A 16,695-nucleotide genomic window follows, 5' to 3' on the forward strand; every position below is an offset into this window, starting at 1 on the left:
CGGCCGGTGGAGGTGCCTGCGCGGTCAGGGCAGAGCGCGCGGCTTACCTCGATCCGTCCTCCTGTGCGGGGAGGGCGGAGGTTCTGAAATCAATTGTGGACTAGACCATTCTGTTCTGTCCATCCAATGACAGGGCCTGGAAACCCGTCACTTCCTCCAACAGTACGCGGCCTGCGCCCCCCTTGGATACTCCTGAGTACCGTCGTGGGGAAAGTCATGGCGCGTACCCGGGGTACGCTCGCAACGTGCCCTCCATGAACGACCTCGTACGCCAGCACACCGCTCTCGGTGAAACCGACCTGGAGTGGCTCCACCTGCTGGTTTCGGAGTGGCAGCTGCTCTCCGACCTGTCCTTCGCCGACCTCGTCCTGTGGGTGCCCACCCTCGACGGCACGCGGTACGTCTCGGTCGCCCAGATGCGCCCGAACACCGGCCCCACCTCGTACCAGGACGACATGGTCGGCCACCTGGTGCCGCGCGGCCGCCGCCCGCTGCTGGACGCCGCGCTCGACGAGGGCCGGATCGTGCGCGAGGGCGACCCCGAGTGGCGCGAGGAGGTGCCGGTCCGCGTCGAGTCGATCCCCGTCCGCCGCGAGGGGCGGGTACTGGGAGTGATCGCGCGCAATACCAATCTGCTCACTGTGCGTACACCGAGCCGACTGGAGCTGACCTACCTCCAGTCCGCCTCCGACCTCGCCCAGATGATCGCGGCGGGCTCCTTCCCGTTCCCCGGCCAGCAGGTCGACATGGACGCCTCCCCGCGGGTCGGGGACGGCCTGATCCGCCTCGACGCCGACGGCGTGGTCACCTACGCCTCCCCGAACGCGCTCTCCGCCTACCACCGGCTCGGCCTCGCCTCCGACCTCGTGGGCCAGCACCTGGGCAACATCACGGCCGAACTCGCCCCCTCCCGCGGACCGGTGGACGAGGCACTGGTCAAGCTCGCCAGCGGCTGGGCCCCCCGGGAGACCGAGGTCGACGGCAACGGCGGGGTCATCCAGCTGCGCGCCATCCCGCTCAAGCCGAAGGGCACCCGGATCGGCTCCCTGGTGCTGTGCCGCGACGTCACGGAACTGCGTCGTCGCGAACGTGAATTGATCACCAAGGACGCGACCATCCGGGAGATCCACCACCGGGTGAAGAACAACCTCCAGACCGTGGCCGCGCTGTTGCGGCTCCAGTCCCGCCGGATGGATTCGCCGCAGGGCCGCGAGGCACTGAACGAGGCCGTGCGCCGTGTCGGATCGATCGCGATCGTGCACGAGACGCTGTCTCAGAACCTCGACGAGCGGGTCGAGTTCGACGAGATCGCCGACCGTGTCATCGCGATGGTCTCGGAGATCTCACCGGGCAAGGTCGACTGCCGGCGCACCGGAAGGTTCGGGATCCTGGACGCGGAGGTTGCCACTCCGCTGTCGATGGTGCTGACCGAGATCCTGCAGAACGCCCTGGAGCACGCCTTCACCCAGGGCGAGGGGGGCACCGTGGAGGTGTCCGCGATCCGCACCGGAACCGGCCGCACCGACGGCCGGCTGCTGATCACCGTGCTCGACGACGGCAGCGGTCTGCCCGAGGGGTTCGACCCCCAGCGGGCCGGCAATCTCGGACTGCAGATCGTACGGACCCTCGTGGAAGGGGAGCTGGGCGGCACGTTCGACATGCTCCGGGCCGAGCCGCGCGGCACCAAGGTCGTCCTCGACATCCCGTCCAGCCCGCAGAAGTAGCAGCGGTGCAGTGACTCAACGTGACGGCCCGGGTTCACCCAGCGTGCCGGAACCGGGTCCCGAACAGCACTGAGCCCCGGACCGAATGCTTCGGTCCGGGGCTCAAGAGCACAGTGCTGAGCGCTTGTTCGGTTACTACGCGCTGCGCGTCGAGGCTCGAAAGTCGTTGTCAGGCGCTGGCGTTGCGCGCCCGGTTGCGAGCGGCGCGGCGCTTCATGGCGCGGCGCTCGTCCTCGCTGAGACCGCCCCAGACACCGGAGTCCTGACCGGACTCGAGCGCCCACTGCAGGCACTGCTCCATGACGGGGCAACGGCGGCAGACGGCCTTGGCTTCCTCGATCTGCAGCAGCGCAGGACCGGTGTTGCCGATGGGGAAGAAGAGTTCCGGGTCTTCCTCACGACAAACGGCGTTGTGACGCCAGTCCATGGCTGCTCCATCTCCTTGTATTGCGGGCAAGTTGCTTGTGAATGTGAACGCTTTCACGAATCCCCCCGTGAGGGAAGCGCGACCGCCCGGTTTCACGCGGGTGATCAGTCAGAGATTCGTGGAGGGGTTCTGGCGGTCTGTGTGGGTGCCGGGTGTTGCGGGCTGTCCCGATCGCCATGAAGAGATTCGCAAACCTCGGACGGGGATACAACCCCTTCCGGAAAGTTTTTTTTGATTCGTCGGTGTCTACTAGGTCACAGCCCTACATCGTGAGGGTGGACCGACGTGTAAACGTTCGAGTGAAAGGCCCGCGGGCCCTTCTACTCACACAATCACACGCAGTGCACGGCGTACGCCTGTGAACCGAACGCTGGTCCGCAGTCCGAGGTGATCGCCGTCCATCTGGAAGGGAAGCGGAACCTTCGAATGCAAGGTGAAGTCGGTCAGATCGTGCAGAGACACCGCGTGCTTGCCGTGCGGACCCCGCTCAGGAGTGGAGGTCAGGAGCTGTGTCGCGTACCGCGCGACCGCCGGAGTTGACAAACGGTCCAGTGCCAATACGTCAAGCGCAGTATCGAACGAGGCTTCGGGGGAGGCGTAAAGCGGACGATTCCCCAGATACGTCCACGGTGACGTATTGCACACTATCGACAGCACCAGATCGGTCACCGGGTCCGCTCCGGGACGCTCCAGCGTGACCGTGCCGTGACGCCGGTTCGGCTCCTCCCAGAACTGGCGCATGAGCTGTCGCACATACAGGGCGTGCGTCGAACGCTTGCCGCGCTCGCGCTGCTGCTCCACCCGGCCCACCACGCCCGCGTCGAAGCCGAAGCCCGCGCAGAAGGTGAACCAGCGGGCCGGGACCGACTCGTCCTCCGTGCCCGGGGTGCCGGCCGCCAGGCCCAGACCCACCGTCCGCTCGCGCTGCTCCCGCAGCGCGTCCAGCAGGGCGCCGGTCGCCTCGACCGCGTCGTTGGGCAGACCCAGGGCGCGCGCGAACACATTGGTGGAGCCGCCGGGAACCACCGCCAGCCGCGGCAGCCGCTCCGGATCGGGCCCGTTGTGCAGGAGTCCGTTGACCACCTCGTTGACCGTGCCGTCGCCGCCGAGGGCGACGACGAGGTCGAGCCCCTCGTGCGCGGCCTTGCGCCCCAGGTCCCGGGCGTGCCCGCGGTACTCGGTGGTGACCGCCTCCAGCTTCATCTCGCTGGCCAGGGCGTGGGTCAGGACGTCGCGCGTGCGCGCACTGGTGGTCGTCGCTGCTGGGTTGGCCACGAGAAGTGCACGCATGAGCGCCAGACTACCCACCCCTTCGGACGCCGACCCTACTGCCCGTCCCCTCCGGGGCCCGGGGCGCGCCGCTACCCTGCTGGAGTGAGTAAGAAGCAGCCCGCGAACGCCCCCGCCCCCGCCGCCGTCCCGACCGCCGCGCTGCCCGGCCGGCTGACCGCGGCCGCCGCGCTCACCGCCCTGGAGGGCCTGGCGCTGGCCGGCCTCGGGATCTACATGCTGTTCGTGGGGATCGCCGGTGACCCCGATTCCCCGCAGCAGGCCGAGACGGGCGGGCTCACCCTGCTCGCGCTCGCCGCGCTGCCGCTGGTCGCGGCCCGCGGGCTGCGCCTGGGACGCCGCTGGAGCCGCGGCCCGGCCCTGATCACCCAGCTGATGGCGCTGCCGGTGGCCTGGACCCTCTACAACACCGGCGGCGCGGTGATCGCCGCCGCCGTGGCGCTGGCCGTGGCCGCGGTGGCCGTCGTCGCGCTCCTGGTGAATCCGACGGCGACCGAGGCTCTCGGTATCGGGCCCGGGGAACAGGCCCGATAACCGGTCGTCCGGTTCTTCCTCCGCTCCTCCGCTCCTCGGCTACTCCTCGACGAGGAGCTTCTCGCGGAGCTGGGCCAGCGTGCGGGCCAGCAGCCGGGAGACGTGCATCTGGGAGATGCCGACCTCCTGGGCGATCTGCGACTGGGTCATGTTGCCGAAGAAACGCAGTAGCAGGATCCGCTTCTCCCGCGGCGGCAGGCCCTCCAGCAGCGGCTTGAGGGACTCGCGGTACTCGACCCCCTCCAGGGCCTCGTCCTCCGCTCCCAGGGTGTCCGCGACCGCCGGCGACTCGTCGTCGGTGTCCGGGACGTCGAGGGAGAGCGTGCTGTAGGCATTGGCCGATTCCAGCCCCTCCAGCACCTCCTCCTCGGAGATCCCCAGCCGCTCGGCCAGTTCGTGCACCGTCGGGGAGCGGCCGTGCTGCTGGGACAGTTCGGCCGTGGCCGTCGTCAGCGAGAGCCGCAGCTCCTGCAGACGACGCGGTACCCGCACCGCCCAGCCCTTGTCACGGAAGTGGCGCTTGATCTCGCCGACCACCGTGGGCGTGGCGTACGTGGAGAACTCGACCCCGCGGTCCGGGTCGAACCGGTCCACCGATTTGATGAGGCCGATCGTCGCGACCTGGGTCAGGTCGTCGAGCGGCTCACCGCGGTTGCGGAAGCGCCGCGCCAGGTGTTCCACCAGCGGCAGGTGCATCCGTACCAGCCGGTTGCGCAGCTCGGCCTTCTCCACCGAGCCGTCGGGCAGCGCCCGCAGCTCGATGAACAGGGCCCGCGCGCCGCTGCGGTCGCGCGGATCCGGCAGCGCCGGGGTCACCGGGAACGCCGGCACCGGCGCTGCCGGGGGCACCACCGGGGCCGGGGCCTCGGCCCCGGCTCCCGTCCCGGTCGCCCGGTCTGGTTGTGGTTGTTCCTGCTGGTTCTCGCTCATAGGGCCCGCCCGTCGCTCCGCCGAGTCCAAAAAGCCGTCTTCCGCATCCGCGTCAGCCGGGTGCGGCCGGGCGTGCTGCTGCTCCGGGATGCCGCCGTCGACCTCGTGCCGTACTCGGGGCCGATCCCCGCCCCGCACCGGGATCTCCCCGCCGCTCACGCCGGGCCTGGTCCCGCGCCGCGCTGTTTGTAGAGGCTGATGCTCACCGTCCGGTTCTCCTCGACCGTGGCCTCGACCTTGCCGGCCAGTGCCGACAGGACCGTCCACGCGAACGTGTCACGCTCCGGTGCGCGCCCGTCGGTGGTCGGCGCCGAGACGGTCACTTCCAGCGAATCGTCGATCAGCCGGAACACGCAACTGAGGACGGAGCCCGGCACGGCCTGCTGGAGCAGGATCGCGCAGGCCTCGTCCACCGCGATGCGGAGGTCCTCGATCTCGTCGAGGGTGAAGTCCAAACGTGCCGCGAGACCGGCCGTGGCCGTCCGCAGCACCGACAGGTAGGCACCCGCAGCGGGCAGCCGGACTTCCACGAAGTCCTGAGTCCCGGGCTCGCCTGCGATCTGGGACACCCTCACCTCCAAGGTGGTACGAGCTCTGTTCGCCGGTGACGCTATCGCGATCCGGGCGATCGTGTCGCGGCACCCCTCTTGGTGCCCGCTTCGTGCACCCCGCCTGCGAGCCAGTGACTGATGGTAAGCCCATGGGTACGCACAGTGGCTAGGGGTCTGCGGGGCCCAAATCAGGGGAACCGGCGGAGGGTTGAACTACCCCGCTTCAGACGATCGAACCGTCGACAAAACACCAGCGCCAGGTCTCACCCGGTTCGAAGCTCCGCATCACCGGATGACCGGTCTCCTGGTGGTGGGCCGTGGCGTGCCGGTGGGGCGAGGAATCACAGCAGGCCACGTGCCCGCAGGCCAGGCACATCCGCAGCTGTACGGGGTGGCTGCCGAGGGTCAGGCACTCGGGGCAGGTGTGGTGTGAGGGCACCGGTTCGGGACGCGGCAGTTCGGCAACGTGGGTGCACTCGCTCATCGCATTCTCCTTGTACCGGAACCCCGGCCTTCAGTCTCGGGGCGAACCGTGCGCACGGGCCGGAGCCGCGAGGCAGCGGAGTGTCGTTGCGTCACGCTTTGACCGGAGCTTGATCTCGTACAGAATACGTTCCCGCCGTGCGAGTCATGGGGATCTCCTCGGCCAAGCCCGCGCGTTCGGGGCGAGCGGCCGACGATTGAGGTGGATCTTCGATGGAGGTATTGCCGCTGGTGGCGCTCGTCGCCGGCAGCGCGGCCGTAGCGGGGCTGGCGCGCCGCACCCCGGTGCCCGCACCGCTGCTGCTGGTCGCCGCCGGTCTGCTGGCCGCGTACGTCCCGGGGGTGCCCGACTACGCCCTCGACCCGCACATCGTGCTGCCGTTGCTGCTCCCGCCGCTGCTGTACACGGCCGCCGTGGACAGCTCGTACCTGGACCTGCGCGCGAACGTCCGGCCGATCGCCATGCTGTCGGTGGGCTACGTGCTCTTCGCGACGCTCACCGTCGGGTACGCGGCGTACCTGCTGGTGCCGGGGCTCTCCCTGCCGGTGGCGCTGGTGCTGGGCGCGGTGATCGCGCCTCCCGACGCCGTCGCCGCCACCGCCATCGCCCGCAAGCTGCGGCTGCCGAACCGGATCACGACCATCCTGCAGGGCGAGTCCCTGGTCAACGACGCCACCGCGATCACCGCCTACAAGGTGGCGCTGGCGGCGGCGGTCGGGGTGAGCGCCGGCTGGGCGGGCGGCATCGCGGAGTTCCTGCTGGCCTCGGTCGGCGGCATCGGCGTGGGCCTGCTCCTGATGGTGCCGATCCACCACCTGCGCACGCGGCTGAGGGAACCCCTGCTCCAGAACACCCTGTCGCTGCTGATCCCCTTCGTGGCGTACGCGGCCGCCGAGCGGGTGCACGCCTCCGGGGTGCTCGCGGTGGTCGTGGTCGCGCTGTACCTCGGGCACCGCAACTGGCAGGTCGACTTCGCCACCCGGCTCCAGGAGGAGGCGGTGTGGAAGGTGGTCGCCTTCGTACTGGAGTCGGTGGTCTTCGCGCTCATCGGGCTCCAGCTGCCGGTGGTCCTCACGGGGCTGGGGGAGTACGACGGCCTGCACGCGGCCACCTACGCGACCGCCGTGTTCCTCGCGGTGGTGGTGGCCCGGTTCCTGTGGGTGTTCCCGGCGACCTTCGTGCCCCGCTGGCTGTCGCCGCGGATCCGGGACCGGGAGCCGGAGACCGACTGGAAGGCCCCGGTGATCGTGGGATGGGCCGGGATGCGGGGCGTGGTCTCGCTGGCCATCGCCTTCTCCGTGCCGGTGGACGTACCGCACCGGAACCTGATCCTCTTCCTGACCTTCACCACCGTCATCGGGACGCTGGTGGTGCAGGGGCTGACGCTGCCGCCGCTGATCCGGGCGCTGAAGCTGCCGCCGAAGGACGTGCAGGCCGAGACCCTGGCGGAGGCGCAGGCGCAGAGCGAGGCCTCGCGGGCGGCCGAGGAGCGGCTGGCGGAGCTGCTGGAGGAACCGGAGAACAGCACGCTGCCACCGCCGCTGGCGGACCGGCTGCGGACGGTGATGGAGCGCCGGCGCAACGCGGTGTGGGAGCGGCTCGGCGAGGTCAACCCGGAGACGGGGGAGTCGGCGGACGACGTCTACCGGCGGCTCGCACGGGAGATGATCGCGGCCGAACGGGAGGTCTTCGTGACGCTGCGGGACGACCGGCGCATCGACGACGAGATGCTGCGGGCGCTCCTGCGCCGGCTGGACCTGGAGGAGGCCGCGGCCTACCGCGAGGAGAGCTGAGCGCGGCCGGTCACGGGCGGCCCGTGACCACCGCGGCGAGGGCCGTGCCGCGCGGGAAGGCGCCGGACGCGGTGAGCTCGGTCAGGGCCCAGAGCAGCTTGGCCACGTAGATCCGCTCCACCGGGAGGCCGTGGCGGGACCCGAAGTCGGCGGCGAAGGCCTCCAGCTCGTCCGGGACCCGGGCGTAGCCGCCGTGGTGGTAGTCCTCGGCCAGGGTCCACGCGCCGGCCGGACCCCCGAAGGCGGCCGCCTGGAGGGAACGTATCTCCGCGGCCAGGAAACCGCCGGCCAGGACCGGAACCCCGAGCGCCCGCTGCCCGGGAGCCAGCCCGGCCGCGAGACCCGCCAGTGTCCCGCCGGTACCGCAGGCCACCGCGACCACGTCGGCGGCGCCGCGCAGTTCCCGGCCGAGCTCGGCGCAGCCGCGCAGGGCGAGGGCGTTGCTGCCGCCCTCGGGGACCACGTACGCGCCGCCCGCGCCCGCCGAGTCCACGAGCCGGGCCAGCTCCCGCGGCTCGGCCTTGCGGCGGTACTCCGACCGGGACACGAAGTGCAGCCGCATCCCGTCGGCTGCGCACCGGGCGAGCGAGTCGTTCAGGGGCCGTCCGGCCAGCTCGTCCCCGCGTACGATGCCGACCGTCCGCAGCCCGAGCAGCCGCCCGGCGGCGGCGGTGGCCCGCAGGTGGTTGGAGTACGCCCCGCCGAAGGTGACCAGGCCGTCGTGGCCGGCGTCCACGGCCGCGCGCAGGTTGGGCGCGAGCTTGCGCCACTTGTTGCCGGGCAGCTCCGGATGCACGAGGTCGTCGCGCTTGAGCAGGAGCCGTACGCCGTGCCGCTCGAACCTGTCGTCGCGGACCTCCCGCAGGGGTGACGGCGGGCGGGGCTGCAGGAGCGCGTCAACGTTCGCGGGCGGGTTCACCCGTCCATTGTGATCCGCCCCTGCCCGTGCTGCCGCACATCAGGTCCGCAGTGCGCGTCCGGCCGGGCGGGGCCGGGCCCGGGAGGTTCTTCACGTGCAGTGGGTCATCAGTGATGATGGATCGTCAAATCCGTTGAACATGGGGGGGAATTCATGGGCAGCAGTGATGCGATTCCGTTCGGTGCGCTGGGACTTCTGATCATCGTCCTGGCCTATTTCATTCCCACCGCGGTCGCGTTCGGGCGAGGGGTGCCCAACAAGGGTTCCGTTCTGGTGGTCAACCTGTTCCTGGGCTGGTCCGTCGTGGGGTGGGTGATCGCGCTGGCCATGGCCGCGCGCAGCAGGTAGAGGTGCTCCGTCGCCGTCCCCGGCGTGGTGCCGGGGACGGCGGCCCGGGGAGGACGGCCCCGAGCCGCCGGCCGCGGGGCCGGCTACTTCAGGCGCTCGCCGATGCGGGCGCGCATGGCGTCCATCGTGAAGCCCCTGGGGTCGACCTTGCCCGGCTGCCACTCGCGGTGGCCGATCACCGAGCGCTCCGTCCAGCGGTGGAACCGGCAGATCGCGGCCGAGGCGCGGGCTATGGCGTCGAGCTGGACCGCCGGCCAGGGGTCCGCGCCGTCGCCCAGGTTCTCGCACTCGAAGCCGTAGAAGTGGCGGTTGCCGTCGGTGTCCGTCTCGTTGTCCGGCGGCAGCCGCTTCTCGGCGATCACCGCGGCCAGGACGTCGGAGTCGCCGGCGCCCGCGTGGTTGGCGCGGCCGTAGCCCACGAGGTGGACGCGGCCGTCCTTGGCGATCACTCCGTGGCAGAGCGGGCCGGGGAGCTCGCTGTAGCCGTTCCGGCAGAGCTCGACCGTGTACGGGGTGCCGCGGGTGACGGTGTGGTGGATCATCACCCCGTGCACGGGCCCCCAGGGACCCTTGTGGTTGCGGTTGTGGGTGCGCCAGGCGCCGACCTCGACGACGGTCAGGCCCTCATTGCGCAGTGCGTTGATGAAACGGTCCGCGGACATGGGTGCGGCCATGGCCGCCTCCTTCGTTGCGGTGCGCGGCGGGCACCCTCTGTGCCCGTCTCGTCACCCTCCGGTTTAGTGGAGGCGGCCCTTCCGCGGCTAGTGCATTCGTACGGCGAGCGATCCGATCCAGCCAGGGATCAGGCCGATGCGAGCCACAGGTCCGGGCCGAAGACCTCGTAGTGGATGTCGGCGGCCGGCACCCCCCTGGCGATCAGCTGCTCGCGCACGGCCCGCATGAAGGGGAGCGGCCCGCACAGGTAGGCCCTGGTGCCCGGGGCGAGGGGAACGGCCGAGAGGTCCATGAGGCCCTCGCCGTCGCCCGGCTCCGCCGACTCCTCGTACCAGAACCAGGCCGAGGCGTCGGGCAGCTTGTGCGTCAGTGCCCGGTGGTCGCCCCGCAGCGGGTGGTCGGCGGGGGAGCGGTCGGCGTGCAGCACGGTCACCGGGGCGGCGTGCCCGGTGTCGGCCAGGTGCTCCAGCATCGAGAGCATCGGGGTGCAGCCGATGCCGGCCGAGGCGAGCAGTACCGGGGCGGCCGAGTCCGCCAGGACCAGGTCGCCGTACGGGGCCGAGACCCGCAGGGTGTCTCCGGTCCGGACGCGGGTGTGCAGGTGGTTGGAGACCTCGCCGTCGGGGCCCGCGGCCGCCGGGCCGTGGACCCGCTTGACGGTGATCGCGCGGACCGCGGAGCCCGGGGAGGTGATGAGGCTGTACTGGCGGATCTGGCGGGCGCCGTCCGGGAGCTCGACCTGGACCGAGACGTACTGGCCGGGCCGGTGGGCGGGCGCCGGGGCGCCGTCCGCGGGGACGATCCGGAAGGTGGTGCAGTCCGCGGTCTCGGCCACCCGCTCGGTGACGGTCCACTCGCGCCACACGTCGCCGGCCGCGACCCGCTGCTCGGCGTAGAGGCGCTCCTCCAGGGCGATCAGGGCGTTCGCCATCAGCCAGTAGACCTCGTCCCAGGCCTGGGCGACCTGGGGGGTGACGGCCTCGCCGAGGACCTCGGCGATGGCCTCGAAGAGGTGCTGGTGGACGACCGCGTACTGCCCGCGGGTGACGCCGAGGCTGGCGTGCTTGTGGGCGATGCGGCCGAGCATCACGTCGGGCCGGGTGTCCGGGTGGGCGAGGAGGTGGGTGGCGAAGGCGGCGACGGAGCCGGCGAGGGCCTGCTGCTGGAGGCCGGCCCGCTGGTTGCCCCGGTTGAACAGGTCGCGGATCAGGGCCGGGTGGGCCGCGAAGAGCTTGGTGTAGAAGAGCTCGGCTATGTCGCCGATCGCGGCCCCGACGGCGGGCAGGGTGGCTCGTACGGTCGCGCTCGACTTCTCGGACAGCATGCGGAACTCCTCGCGTGATGCGTTGTTGGACGTGACTGTGTGAATTTGCATCTAAGATGCGTATTTTTGATCGCAGAAGGACCGCCGTGGTGCGGACTTCTGTTCGGACTCCCGCCGGCCCGGCCGGGCCGGCCGGCCCGGCGGGTGGACGGGCCGGCGGGACGGGTCAGGGGCCCCCGGATCCGGTCGGCGCCCTGCTCGAAATGCCCAGCAGGAGCGGTCCCGTGGGGGATGCCACCAGGTCGTTCACCGTGAGCGGGTCCAGTGCGGCGAAGAAGGCCTCCTGGGCCCGGCGCAGGGCGCCGCGCAGTACGCAGGCGCCGCGCAGCGGGCAGGGGGTGGTGCCCTCGCACTCCACGACGTCGCCCTCGCCCTCCAGTTCGCGCACCACCGCACCGACCGGCGCGGCGCGCCCGGCGGCGGTCAGGGCGAGCCCGCCGCCACGGCCGCGCCGGGCCTCGACCAGGCCGAGGTGCTGCAGCCGGGCGACCACCTTGGCGGTGTGCGTGTAGGGGACCTCCATCGTCGCCGCCACGTCACGGGTGGTCGGGAGGTCCGTTTCCTCGACGGCCAGGCGCATCAGGACGCGCAGTGCCAGGTCGGTGAATCGGGTCAGCCGCATGGGGTCACCGTAGGCAAACTTGCATCCATGATGCAAGTTAGGTCGGCGCGAGGCTCCTGCGAGGCTCACGTGTGGCTCACGCGTGGCTCACGTGTGGCCGAAACCGATGGGGTGCATGGTGCTGAAGAGGCTCATGAGGGGGATGGGTGACCCCAAAGAGTGCCCCGTGCCCGGACGGAGTAGTCCCACCCTTTTGTGTAATGGTCCCACCACGTTCCGTGCTGAAAGGCTTCTCCCGCAGATCCATGGAGTGATCGAAAGGGAAAGACATGTCGGTCCAGGCGGGTTCCGAGTCCGAGGCCCAGACGCCGCAACGCAGTCTTGGGACGACGGCCGCACGGAACTTGGCAACCACGACCAAGTCCGCGCCGCAGATGCAGGAGATCACCTCGCGGTGGCTCCTGAAGATGCTGCCGTGGGTGTCCGTGCAGGGCGGCACGTACCGCGTCAACCGCAGGCTGAGCTACTCGGTCGGCAACGGCGTCGTGGAGTTCGTCAAGACCGGCACCCAGGTCCAGGTGATCCCGGCCGAGCTCGGCGAGCTCCCGCTGCTGCGCGACTACGAGGACCTCGACGTCCTCGGCGAACTCGCCCGGCGGTGCCGACAGGTCGACTTCGAGGCCGGCCAGGAGCTGACCTCCTTCGGCAGCCCCGCCGACCAGGTCTTCCTGCTCGCCCACGGCCGCATCGAGCAGATCGGCCCCGGCCCCTACGGGGAGGACGCCGTCCTGCGGACCGTCGCCGACGGCGCGTACTTCGGCGACGACTCCCTCGTCGATGAAGAATCGATTTGGGAGTACACCGCCCGAGCCGCCACCTCCGGCACCGTGCTCACCCTGTCCCGGCAGGACTTCCAGCTCCTCGCCGACCGGGTCGAGTCGCTGCGCGCGCACGTGGAGGACGTACGGACCCGGCCCGGCCGGGAGACCAACAAGTACGGCGAGGCCGCGATCGAGCTCTCCGCCGGCCATCAGGGCGAGGCCGTCCTCCCCGGTACCTTCGTGGACTACGAGGCCCGGCCGCGCGAGTACGAACTCTCCATTGCACAAACGGTCCTGCGGGTCCACAGCCGCGTCGCCGACCTCTACAACCACCCGATGAACCAGACCGAGCAGCAGCTGCGGCTCACGGTCGAGGCGCTGCGCGAGCGCCAGGAGCACGAGATGCTCAACAACCGCGACTTCGGCCTGCTCCACAACGCCGACTACGACCAGCGCATCCAACCGCACGACGGCGCGCCCAGCCCCGACGACATGGACCAGCTCCTGAGCATGCGGCGCGGCTCCAAGCTGTTCCTGGCGCACCCCAAGGCGATCGCCGCCTTCGGCCGCGAGTGCAACAAGCGCGGCATCTACCCGGAGTCGGTGGACGTCGGCGGCAACCGGGTGCCCGCCTGGCGCGGGGTGCCGATCTTCCCGAGCAACAAGATCCCGATCAGCGACGCCCGCACCACGTCCATCCTGTGCATGCGCACCGGCGAGGACGAGCAGGGCGTGATCGGGCTCCACCAGCCGGGCATCCCGGACGAGATCGAGCCGAGCCTGTCGGTCCGCTTCATGGGGATCAGCGAGCAGGCGATCATCTCCTACCTGGTCACCGCCTACTTCTCGGCCGCGGTGCTGGTGCCGGACGCGCTCGGCGTACTGGAGAACGTCGAGATCGGCCGTTGGCGCTGACCGCCGTGAACGCCATCGCGACCGGTGAGGGCCAGGACGCCGCGGCCCTGCTGGAACGGACGAGAGAAGCGGTCGACCCGCAGCTGCGCCACACGGTCGAGAGCCTGCCGGGTCATATGCGGCGCGTGGCGATGTACCACTTCGGCTGGGAGCACGAGGACGGCAGCCCCGCCGACGGCGGGGCCGGGAAGGCCATCCGGCCGGCCCTGGTGCTGGCCGCGGCCCAGGCCCTGCGCGGTCCCGGGGCCGGCCCGGCCGAAGAGGCGGTACGGGCGGCGGCGGCCGTGGAGTTGGCGCACAACTTCACGCTGCTGCACGACGACATCATCGACAAGGACGTCCGGCGGCGGGGCCGGCCCACGGCCTGGACCGTCTTCGGGACGCCGGACGCCATCATCACGGGCGACGCGATGATGGCGCTCGCGCTGCGGCTGCTCGCGGAGGACCCGCATCCGGCCGCCGCGGCGGCCTCGGCCCGGCTCGCGGCCTGTGTCATCGAACTGTGCGCGGGCCAGCAGGCGGACTGCGCCTTCGAGCAGCGCCCGCAGGTCTCGCTCGACGAGTGCCTGGCCATGGCCACGGCCAAGACCGGGGCACTCCTGGGCTGCTCGTGCGCGCTGGGCGCCCTGTACGCGGGGGCCGGGCCGGACGAGGTCGACGCCATGGACGCCTTCGGGCGGGAGGCCGGGCTGGCCTTCCAGCTGATCGACGACCTGATCGGCATCTGGGGGGACCCCGGGCACACCGGCAAGCCCGCCGGGGCCGACCTGATCGCCCGCAAGAAGTCCCTCCCCGTCGTGGCCGCCCTCACCTCGGACACCGCGGCGGGGAAGGAGCTGGCCGAGCTGTACGCGGGCCCCATGACCGGGGACGACGTACGCCGGGCGGCCGACGCGGTGGACCGGGCCGGCGGGCGCGACTGGGCGCAGGCCCAGGCCGCGGACCGGATGGGGCGGGCGGTCCAACAGCTGTCCCGGGCCGTTGCGGACCTCGGAGCGGCGGGCGGGCTGCTGGCGCTCGCGGAGTTCGTGACGCGCCGTACGAGATGAGGGCGCGGGGGGCGCGAGCAGATCCGGGGAGCCCGAGGGGGCGAGGCCTGTTCCGGTACCGCACGGTGCCGGAACGGGCCTTACCGCATGTCCGCGTCAACTCTAGGATCGCTCACGGTTGTTGACGCGTGAGTGAAGGGTGTGACCAGTGGCGCTGGAGATACGTCAGGCGGATCAGTCGGACCGGGACGCCGTGGCGCGGCTGCTCGACGAGGCCTTCCGGACCGACCCGGTGAGCAGCTGGGTCTTCCCGGACCCGGAACACCGGGCCGCGGTGCACGGGAAGTTCCTGGGCGTCTTCGTGGACGTGGCCCTGGAGGAGGGCCGGATCGACTACGCCGTGGACGGGTCGGCGGCCGCGCTGTGGCTGAGGATCCCGGCGGGGGTTCCCGAGGGTGAGGACGAGGTCCCGGCGAGGATGCGGGCCGTGGCGGACCCGGACAACGAGCGGTGCGAGCTGGTCGGGCGCCTCACGGGCGCGGTGCACCCGACGGCGGAGGAGCACGAGTACCTGCTGATGATCGCGGTCGCCCCGGGCCGGCAGGGGCAGGGGCTGGGGAGCGAGCTGATCCGGCCGGTGCTGGAGCGCTGCGACCGCGAGGGCGTGCCGGCGTACCTGGAGGCGAGCAGCGAGCGCAGCAAGGGGCTGTACGAACGGCTCGGCTGGGAGTTCACGGGGGAGGCGGTACGGCTTCCGGACGGGCCGCTGATGTGGCCGATGTGGCGCAAGCCGCGCGGCTGAGAGCCGCGGTCCCGCCCCCCCCCAGGGGGGATATCCCTTGCGTAACCACTACAGGCGAAGTACTTTGCATGATGTGCCCCGGTGCGGTGGCGCTGCCCAGTGGAAGAGAATCGCTTGCGCAAGCTCACGTACTTCATCGCCGCGTCCGTCGACGGGTTCATGGCGGACCCGGACGGGGACGGCGACTTCTTCAACGACTACCTGGACCCCGAGTACCTCGGATACCTCACGACCGAGTACCCGGAGACCCTGCCGACCCACGCTCACGAGATGTTCGGCGTCGACATCTCGACGGCCCGGCGCTTCGACGCGGTCGTCATGGGACGCGGCACCTACGACCCGGCCCTCAAGGCGGGCGTCACGAGCCCGTACGCCCACCTGAAGCAGTACGTGGCCACGCGCTCGATCGCGGTCACCCCCGACCCGGCGGTCGAGCTGATCAGCGGGGACGTGGCGGCCCGGGTGCGGGAGCTGAAGGCCCGGGACGGGCTCGGCATCTACCTCTGCGGAGGTGCGGACCTCGCCGCCCAGCTGGTCGAAGAGATCGACGAGTTCGTGATCAAGACCTACCCGGTCCTCACCGGGAGCGGGATGCCCCTCACGCGGGCCGGCTTCGCCCGGCGCGACCTGGAGCTGACCGGCGTCAGGACCTTCGGCGGCGGGCAGGTCGTGACCACCTACGCGCGGGGGCGCTGACCCGCCGAACGCACGGAACCGGCCTACCGTGGAGGTATGGCCGGTGAACAGCATCACCACGCGCACGAGACGGTGGCCCCGCAGGCCGGGCACGAACAGCAGACGTGCCCGGCGTGCGGGCGCCGCGTCGACACGGTGGTCAGGCGGCGCAAGTCCCTCGGGATCTTCATCCCCGTGTGGGGCCGGGGTCCCTGCCGGAACCCCGACTGCCCCGATTACGCGGATCCCGAGGAGCGGTGACCTCAGCCCTTGGCGGCGAGATCCTTCGCACCGAGACCGGAGGCGAAGCCGTTGGCCCAGAGCTGGTTGACCCGTGCCCGCTCGGCGGAGTTCGGGTTGGCGTTCTGGCACGAGGTGCCCGGGCCGCCACCCGACATCAGCTCACTGCACGGACCCGAGTAGTGGTCCGGCAGGCCCAGCACGTGGCCGGTCTCGTGCGCCGTCACCCGGGTGGAGTTGTACTGCTGGTTCTGCCGGTAGTCCAGGAAGATGTAACCCCGGCCGTGCCCGTCCGTGCTCGCGTACGAGCCACGTGAGTCATTGCCCTCGCGGTACGAGAAGTTCCCGCCCGAGGACACCTCCTGCAGCTTCACGTTGGACACCGAGCTGTTCCAGATCTGCGTGGAGCGGGCTATCTGGCTGCGGAAGCTCGGGGCACTGCGGGTGTTGTACGTGACGGTCACGGCCAGGGCGCCCGGGTTCGCGGCGCGCTGCTCGGCGACCGAACGCTGCACGGCCTCGAAGAAGGCGCGGTTCGCGGCGTCGTTCTCCGGCGAACGCTCGTACGCGGCGTAGCTCACGGCGTTTCCGACGGGAGCGGGCGCGGCGGTGGCGGTGGGGACGACACCAAGGGCGGCGGCGAGGCCGAGGCCGACGGTCGTGGCCAGCATGGCCTTACGGGAGTGGCGCAT

The 16,695-nt window shown here is 71.1% G+C and carries 19 protein-coding genes; 9 read left to right on the forward strand and 10 right to left on the reverse strand.

Features of this window, described 5'->3' with window-relative positions:
* Positions 1-254: 254 nt before the first annotated feature.
* Entirely contained in the window at positions 255-1,724 is a 1,470-nt protein-coding gene (locus JYK04_RS27870; RefSeq protein WP_189733671.1) for a sensor histidine kinase, read from the forward strand.
* A 169-nt stretch (positions 1,725-1,893) separates the two neighbouring features.
* On the opposite strand, the gene JYK04_RS27875 is transcribed toward JYK04_RS27870, so the two are convergent.
* Both JYK04_RS27875 and JYK04_RS27880 read right to left on the reverse strand, forming a co-directional pair.
* Positions 1,894-2,151, reverse strand: coding sequence for a WhiB family transcriptional regulator (locus tag JYK04_RS27875; RefSeq protein WP_003953983.1), 258 nt, complete (start codon positions 2,149-2,151; stop codon positions 1,894-1,896).
* 324 nt (positions 2,152-2,475) lie between these two features.
* Positions 2,476-3,441 carry a diacylglycerol/lipid kinase family protein gene (locus JYK04_RS27880; protein WP_030011937.1) on the reverse strand — a complete coding sequence of 322 codons (966 nt, stop codon included), beginning with the start codon at positions 3,439-3,441 and terminating at the stop codon, positions 2,476-2,478.
* 84 nt (positions 3,442-3,525) lie between these two features.
* Between JYK04_RS27880 and JYK04_RS27885 the strand changes: the two genes are divergently transcribed.
* On the forward strand, positions 3,526-3,975 hold the full coding sequence (locus tag JYK04_RS27885) for a hypothetical protein (RefSeq protein ID WP_189732598.1): 450 nt from the start codon (positions 3,526-3,528) through the stop codon (positions 3,973-3,975).
* A gap of 39 nt (positions 3,976-4,014) precedes the next feature.
* Here JYK04_RS27885 and JYK04_RS27890 read toward each other — a convergent pair whose 3' ends face one another.
* The 3 genes from JYK04_RS27890 to JYK04_RS27900 all read right to left on the reverse strand — a co-directional run bounded on the left by JYK04_RS27890 (position 4,015) and on the right by JYK04_RS27900 (position 5,940).
* Complete coding sequence (locus JYK04_RS27890; RefSeq protein ID WP_189732596.1) at positions 4,015-5,064, reverse strand: RNA polymerase sigma factor SigF; 1,050 nt, start codon at positions 5,062-5,064, stop codon at positions 4,015-4,017.
* Positions 5,061-5,474, reverse strand: coding sequence for an ATP-binding protein (locus JYK04_RS27895; protein ID WP_030012703.1), 414 nt, complete (start codon positions 5,472-5,474; stop codon positions 5,061-5,063). Before JYK04_RS27895 ends, JYK04_RS27890 begins: the two co-directional genes overlap by 4 nt.
* Positions 5,475-5,679: 205 nt before the next feature.
* Positions 5,680-5,940: a UBP-type zinc finger domain-containing protein gene (locus tag JYK04_RS27900; protein WP_189732594.1), complete on the reverse strand. Its 261-nt coding sequence runs from the start codon at positions 5,938-5,940 to the stop codon at positions 5,680-5,682.
* Between the two features lie 212 nt (positions 5,941-6,152).
* Here JYK04_RS27900 and JYK04_RS27905 point away from each other — a divergent pair, with 212 nt between their 5' ends.
* Positions 6,153-7,733, forward strand: a complete 1,581-nt coding sequence (locus JYK04_RS27905; RefSeq protein WP_189732592.1) for a Na+/H+ antiporter — start codon at positions 6,153-6,155, stop codon at positions 7,731-7,733.
* Positions 7,734-7,743: 10 nt separating this feature from the next.
* On the opposite strand, the gene JYK04_RS27910 is transcribed toward JYK04_RS27905, so the two are convergent.
* Positions 7,744-8,652: a 1-aminocyclopropane-1-carboxylate deaminase/D-cysteine desulfhydrase gene (locus JYK04_RS27910; protein WP_189732589.1), complete on the reverse strand. Its 909-nt coding sequence runs from the start codon at positions 8,650-8,652 to the stop codon at positions 7,744-7,746.
* Between the two features lie 153 nt (positions 8,653-8,805).
* On the opposite strand from JYK04_RS27910, the gene JYK04_RS27915 reads away from it, so the two are divergent.
* Positions 8,806-9,000: a superinfection immunity protein gene (locus JYK04_RS27915; RefSeq protein WP_189732587.1), complete on the forward strand. Its 195-nt coding sequence runs from the start codon at positions 8,806-8,808 to the stop codon at positions 8,998-9,000.
* A gap of 83 nt (positions 9,001-9,083) precedes the next feature.
* Here JYK04_RS27915 and JYK04_RS27920 read toward each other — a convergent pair whose 3' ends face one another.
* The 3 genes from JYK04_RS27920 to JYK04_RS27930 form a co-directional block, all read right to left on the reverse strand.
* A complete protein-coding gene (locus JYK04_RS27920; RefSeq protein WP_189732586.1) occupies positions 9,084-9,674 on the reverse strand; it encodes an N-acetylmuramoyl-L-alanine amidase in 591 nt (196 codons plus the stop codon).
* A gap of 128 nt (positions 9,675-9,802) precedes the next feature.
* Positions 9,803-10,999: a globin domain-containing protein gene (locus tag JYK04_RS27925; RefSeq protein WP_189733669.1), complete on the reverse strand. Its 1,197-nt coding sequence runs from the start codon at positions 10,997-10,999 to the stop codon at positions 9,803-9,805.
* A gap of 166 nt (positions 11,000-11,165) precedes the next feature.
* Entirely contained in the window at positions 11,166-11,621 is a 456-nt protein-coding gene (locus JYK04_RS27930) for an RrF2 family transcriptional regulator (protein WP_189732584.1), read from the reverse strand.
* Between the two features lie 269 nt (positions 11,622-11,890).
* Between JYK04_RS27930 and JYK04_RS27935 the strand changes: the two genes are divergently transcribed.
* From JYK04_RS27935 to JYK04_RS27955, 5 genes are all read left to right on the forward strand, one after another.
* Complete coding sequence (locus tag JYK04_RS27935) at positions 11,891-13,297, forward strand: family 2B encapsulin nanocompartment shell protein (protein WP_189732582.1); 1,407 nt, start codon at positions 11,891-11,893, stop codon at positions 13,295-13,297.
* Entirely contained in the window at positions 13,294-14,346 is a 1,053-nt protein-coding gene (locus JYK04_RS27940) for a family 2 encapsulin nanocompartment cargo protein polyprenyl transferase (RefSeq protein WP_189733667.1), read from the forward strand. The genes JYK04_RS27935 and JYK04_RS27940 overlap by 4 nt, the downstream gene beginning before the upstream one ends.
* Positions 14,347-14,494: 148 nt before the next feature.
* Entirely contained in the window at positions 14,495-15,088 is a 594-nt protein-coding gene (locus JYK04_RS27945) for a GNAT family N-acetyltransferase (protein WP_030011814.1), read from the forward strand.
* A gap of 114 nt (positions 15,089-15,202) precedes the next feature.
* Positions 15,203-15,784 carry a dihydrofolate reductase family protein gene (locus tag JYK04_RS27950; protein WP_189732579.1) on the forward strand — a complete coding sequence of 194 codons (582 nt, stop codon included), beginning with the start codon at positions 15,203-15,205 and terminating at the stop codon, positions 15,782-15,784.
* A 36-nt stretch (positions 15,785-15,820) separates the two neighbouring features.
* Entirely contained in the window at positions 15,821-16,024 is a 204-nt protein-coding gene (locus JYK04_RS27955; protein ID WP_189732577.1) for a hypothetical protein, read from the forward strand.
* A 2-nt stretch (positions 16,025-16,026) separates the two neighbouring features.
* Here JYK04_RS27955 and snpA read toward each other — a convergent pair whose 3' ends face one another.
* Positions 16,027-16,695, reverse strand: a complete 669-nt coding sequence (gene snpA / locus JYK04_RS27960) for a snapalysin (RefSeq protein ID WP_189732575.1) — start codon at positions 16,693-16,695, stop codon at positions 16,027-16,029.

The sequence above is a fragment of the Streptomyces nojiriensis genome, from assembly GCF_017639205.1.
In the GTDB taxonomy this organism is placed as follows: domain Bacteria; phylum Actinomycetota; class Actinomycetes; order Streptomycetales; family Streptomycetaceae; genus Streptomyces; species Streptomyces nojiriensis.

Bases quoted from the DNA above. Each gene is read 5' to 3' on its own strand.
- JYK04_RS27870 (WP_189733671.1), top strand. From the start codon at position 255: ATGAACGACCTCGTACGCCAGCACACCGCTCTCGGTGAAACCGACCTG.
- JYK04_RS27875 (WP_003953983.1), bottom strand. From the start codon at position 2,151: ATGGACTGGCGTCACAACGCCGTTTGTCGTGAGGAAGACCCGGAACTC.
- JYK04_RS27880 (WP_030011937.1), bottom strand. From the start codon at position 3,441: ATGCGTGCACTTCTCGTGGCCAACCCAGCAGCGACGACCACCAGTGCG.
- JYK04_RS27900 (WP_189732594.1), bottom strand. From the start codon at position 5,940: ATGAGCGAGTGCACCCACGTTGCCGAACTGCCGCGTCCCGAACCGGTG.
- JYK04_RS27905 (WP_189732592.1), top strand. From the start codon at position 6,153: ATGGAGGTATTGCCGCTGGTGGCGCTCGTCGCCGGCAGCGCGGCCGTA.
- JYK04_RS27915 (WP_189732587.1), top strand. From the start codon at position 8,806: ATGGGCAGCAGTGATGCGATTCCGTTCGGTGCGCTGGGACTTCTGATC.
- JYK04_RS27920 (WP_189732586.1), bottom strand. From the start codon at position 9,674: ATGGCCGCACCCATGTCCGCGGACCGTTTCATCAACGCACTGCGCAAT.
- JYK04_RS27925 (WP_189733669.1), bottom strand. From the start codon at position 10,999: ATGCTGTCCGAGAAGTCGAGCGCGACCGTACGAGCCACCCTGCCCGCC.
- JYK04_RS27930 (WP_189732584.1), bottom strand. From the start codon at position 11,621: ATGCGGCTGACCCGATTCACCGACCTGGCACTGCGCGTCCTGATGCGC.
- JYK04_RS27935 (WP_189732582.1), top strand. From the start codon at position 11,891: ATGTCGGTCCAGGCGGGTTCCGAGTCCGAGGCCCAGACGCCGCAACGC.
- JYK04_RS27955 (WP_189732577.1), top strand. From the start codon at position 15,821: ATGGCCGGTGAACAGCATCACCACGCGCACGAGACGGTGGCCCCGCAG.
- snpA (WP_189732575.1), bottom strand. From the start codon at position 16,695: ATGCGCCACTCCCGTAAGGCCATGCTGGCCACGACCGTCGGCCTCGGC.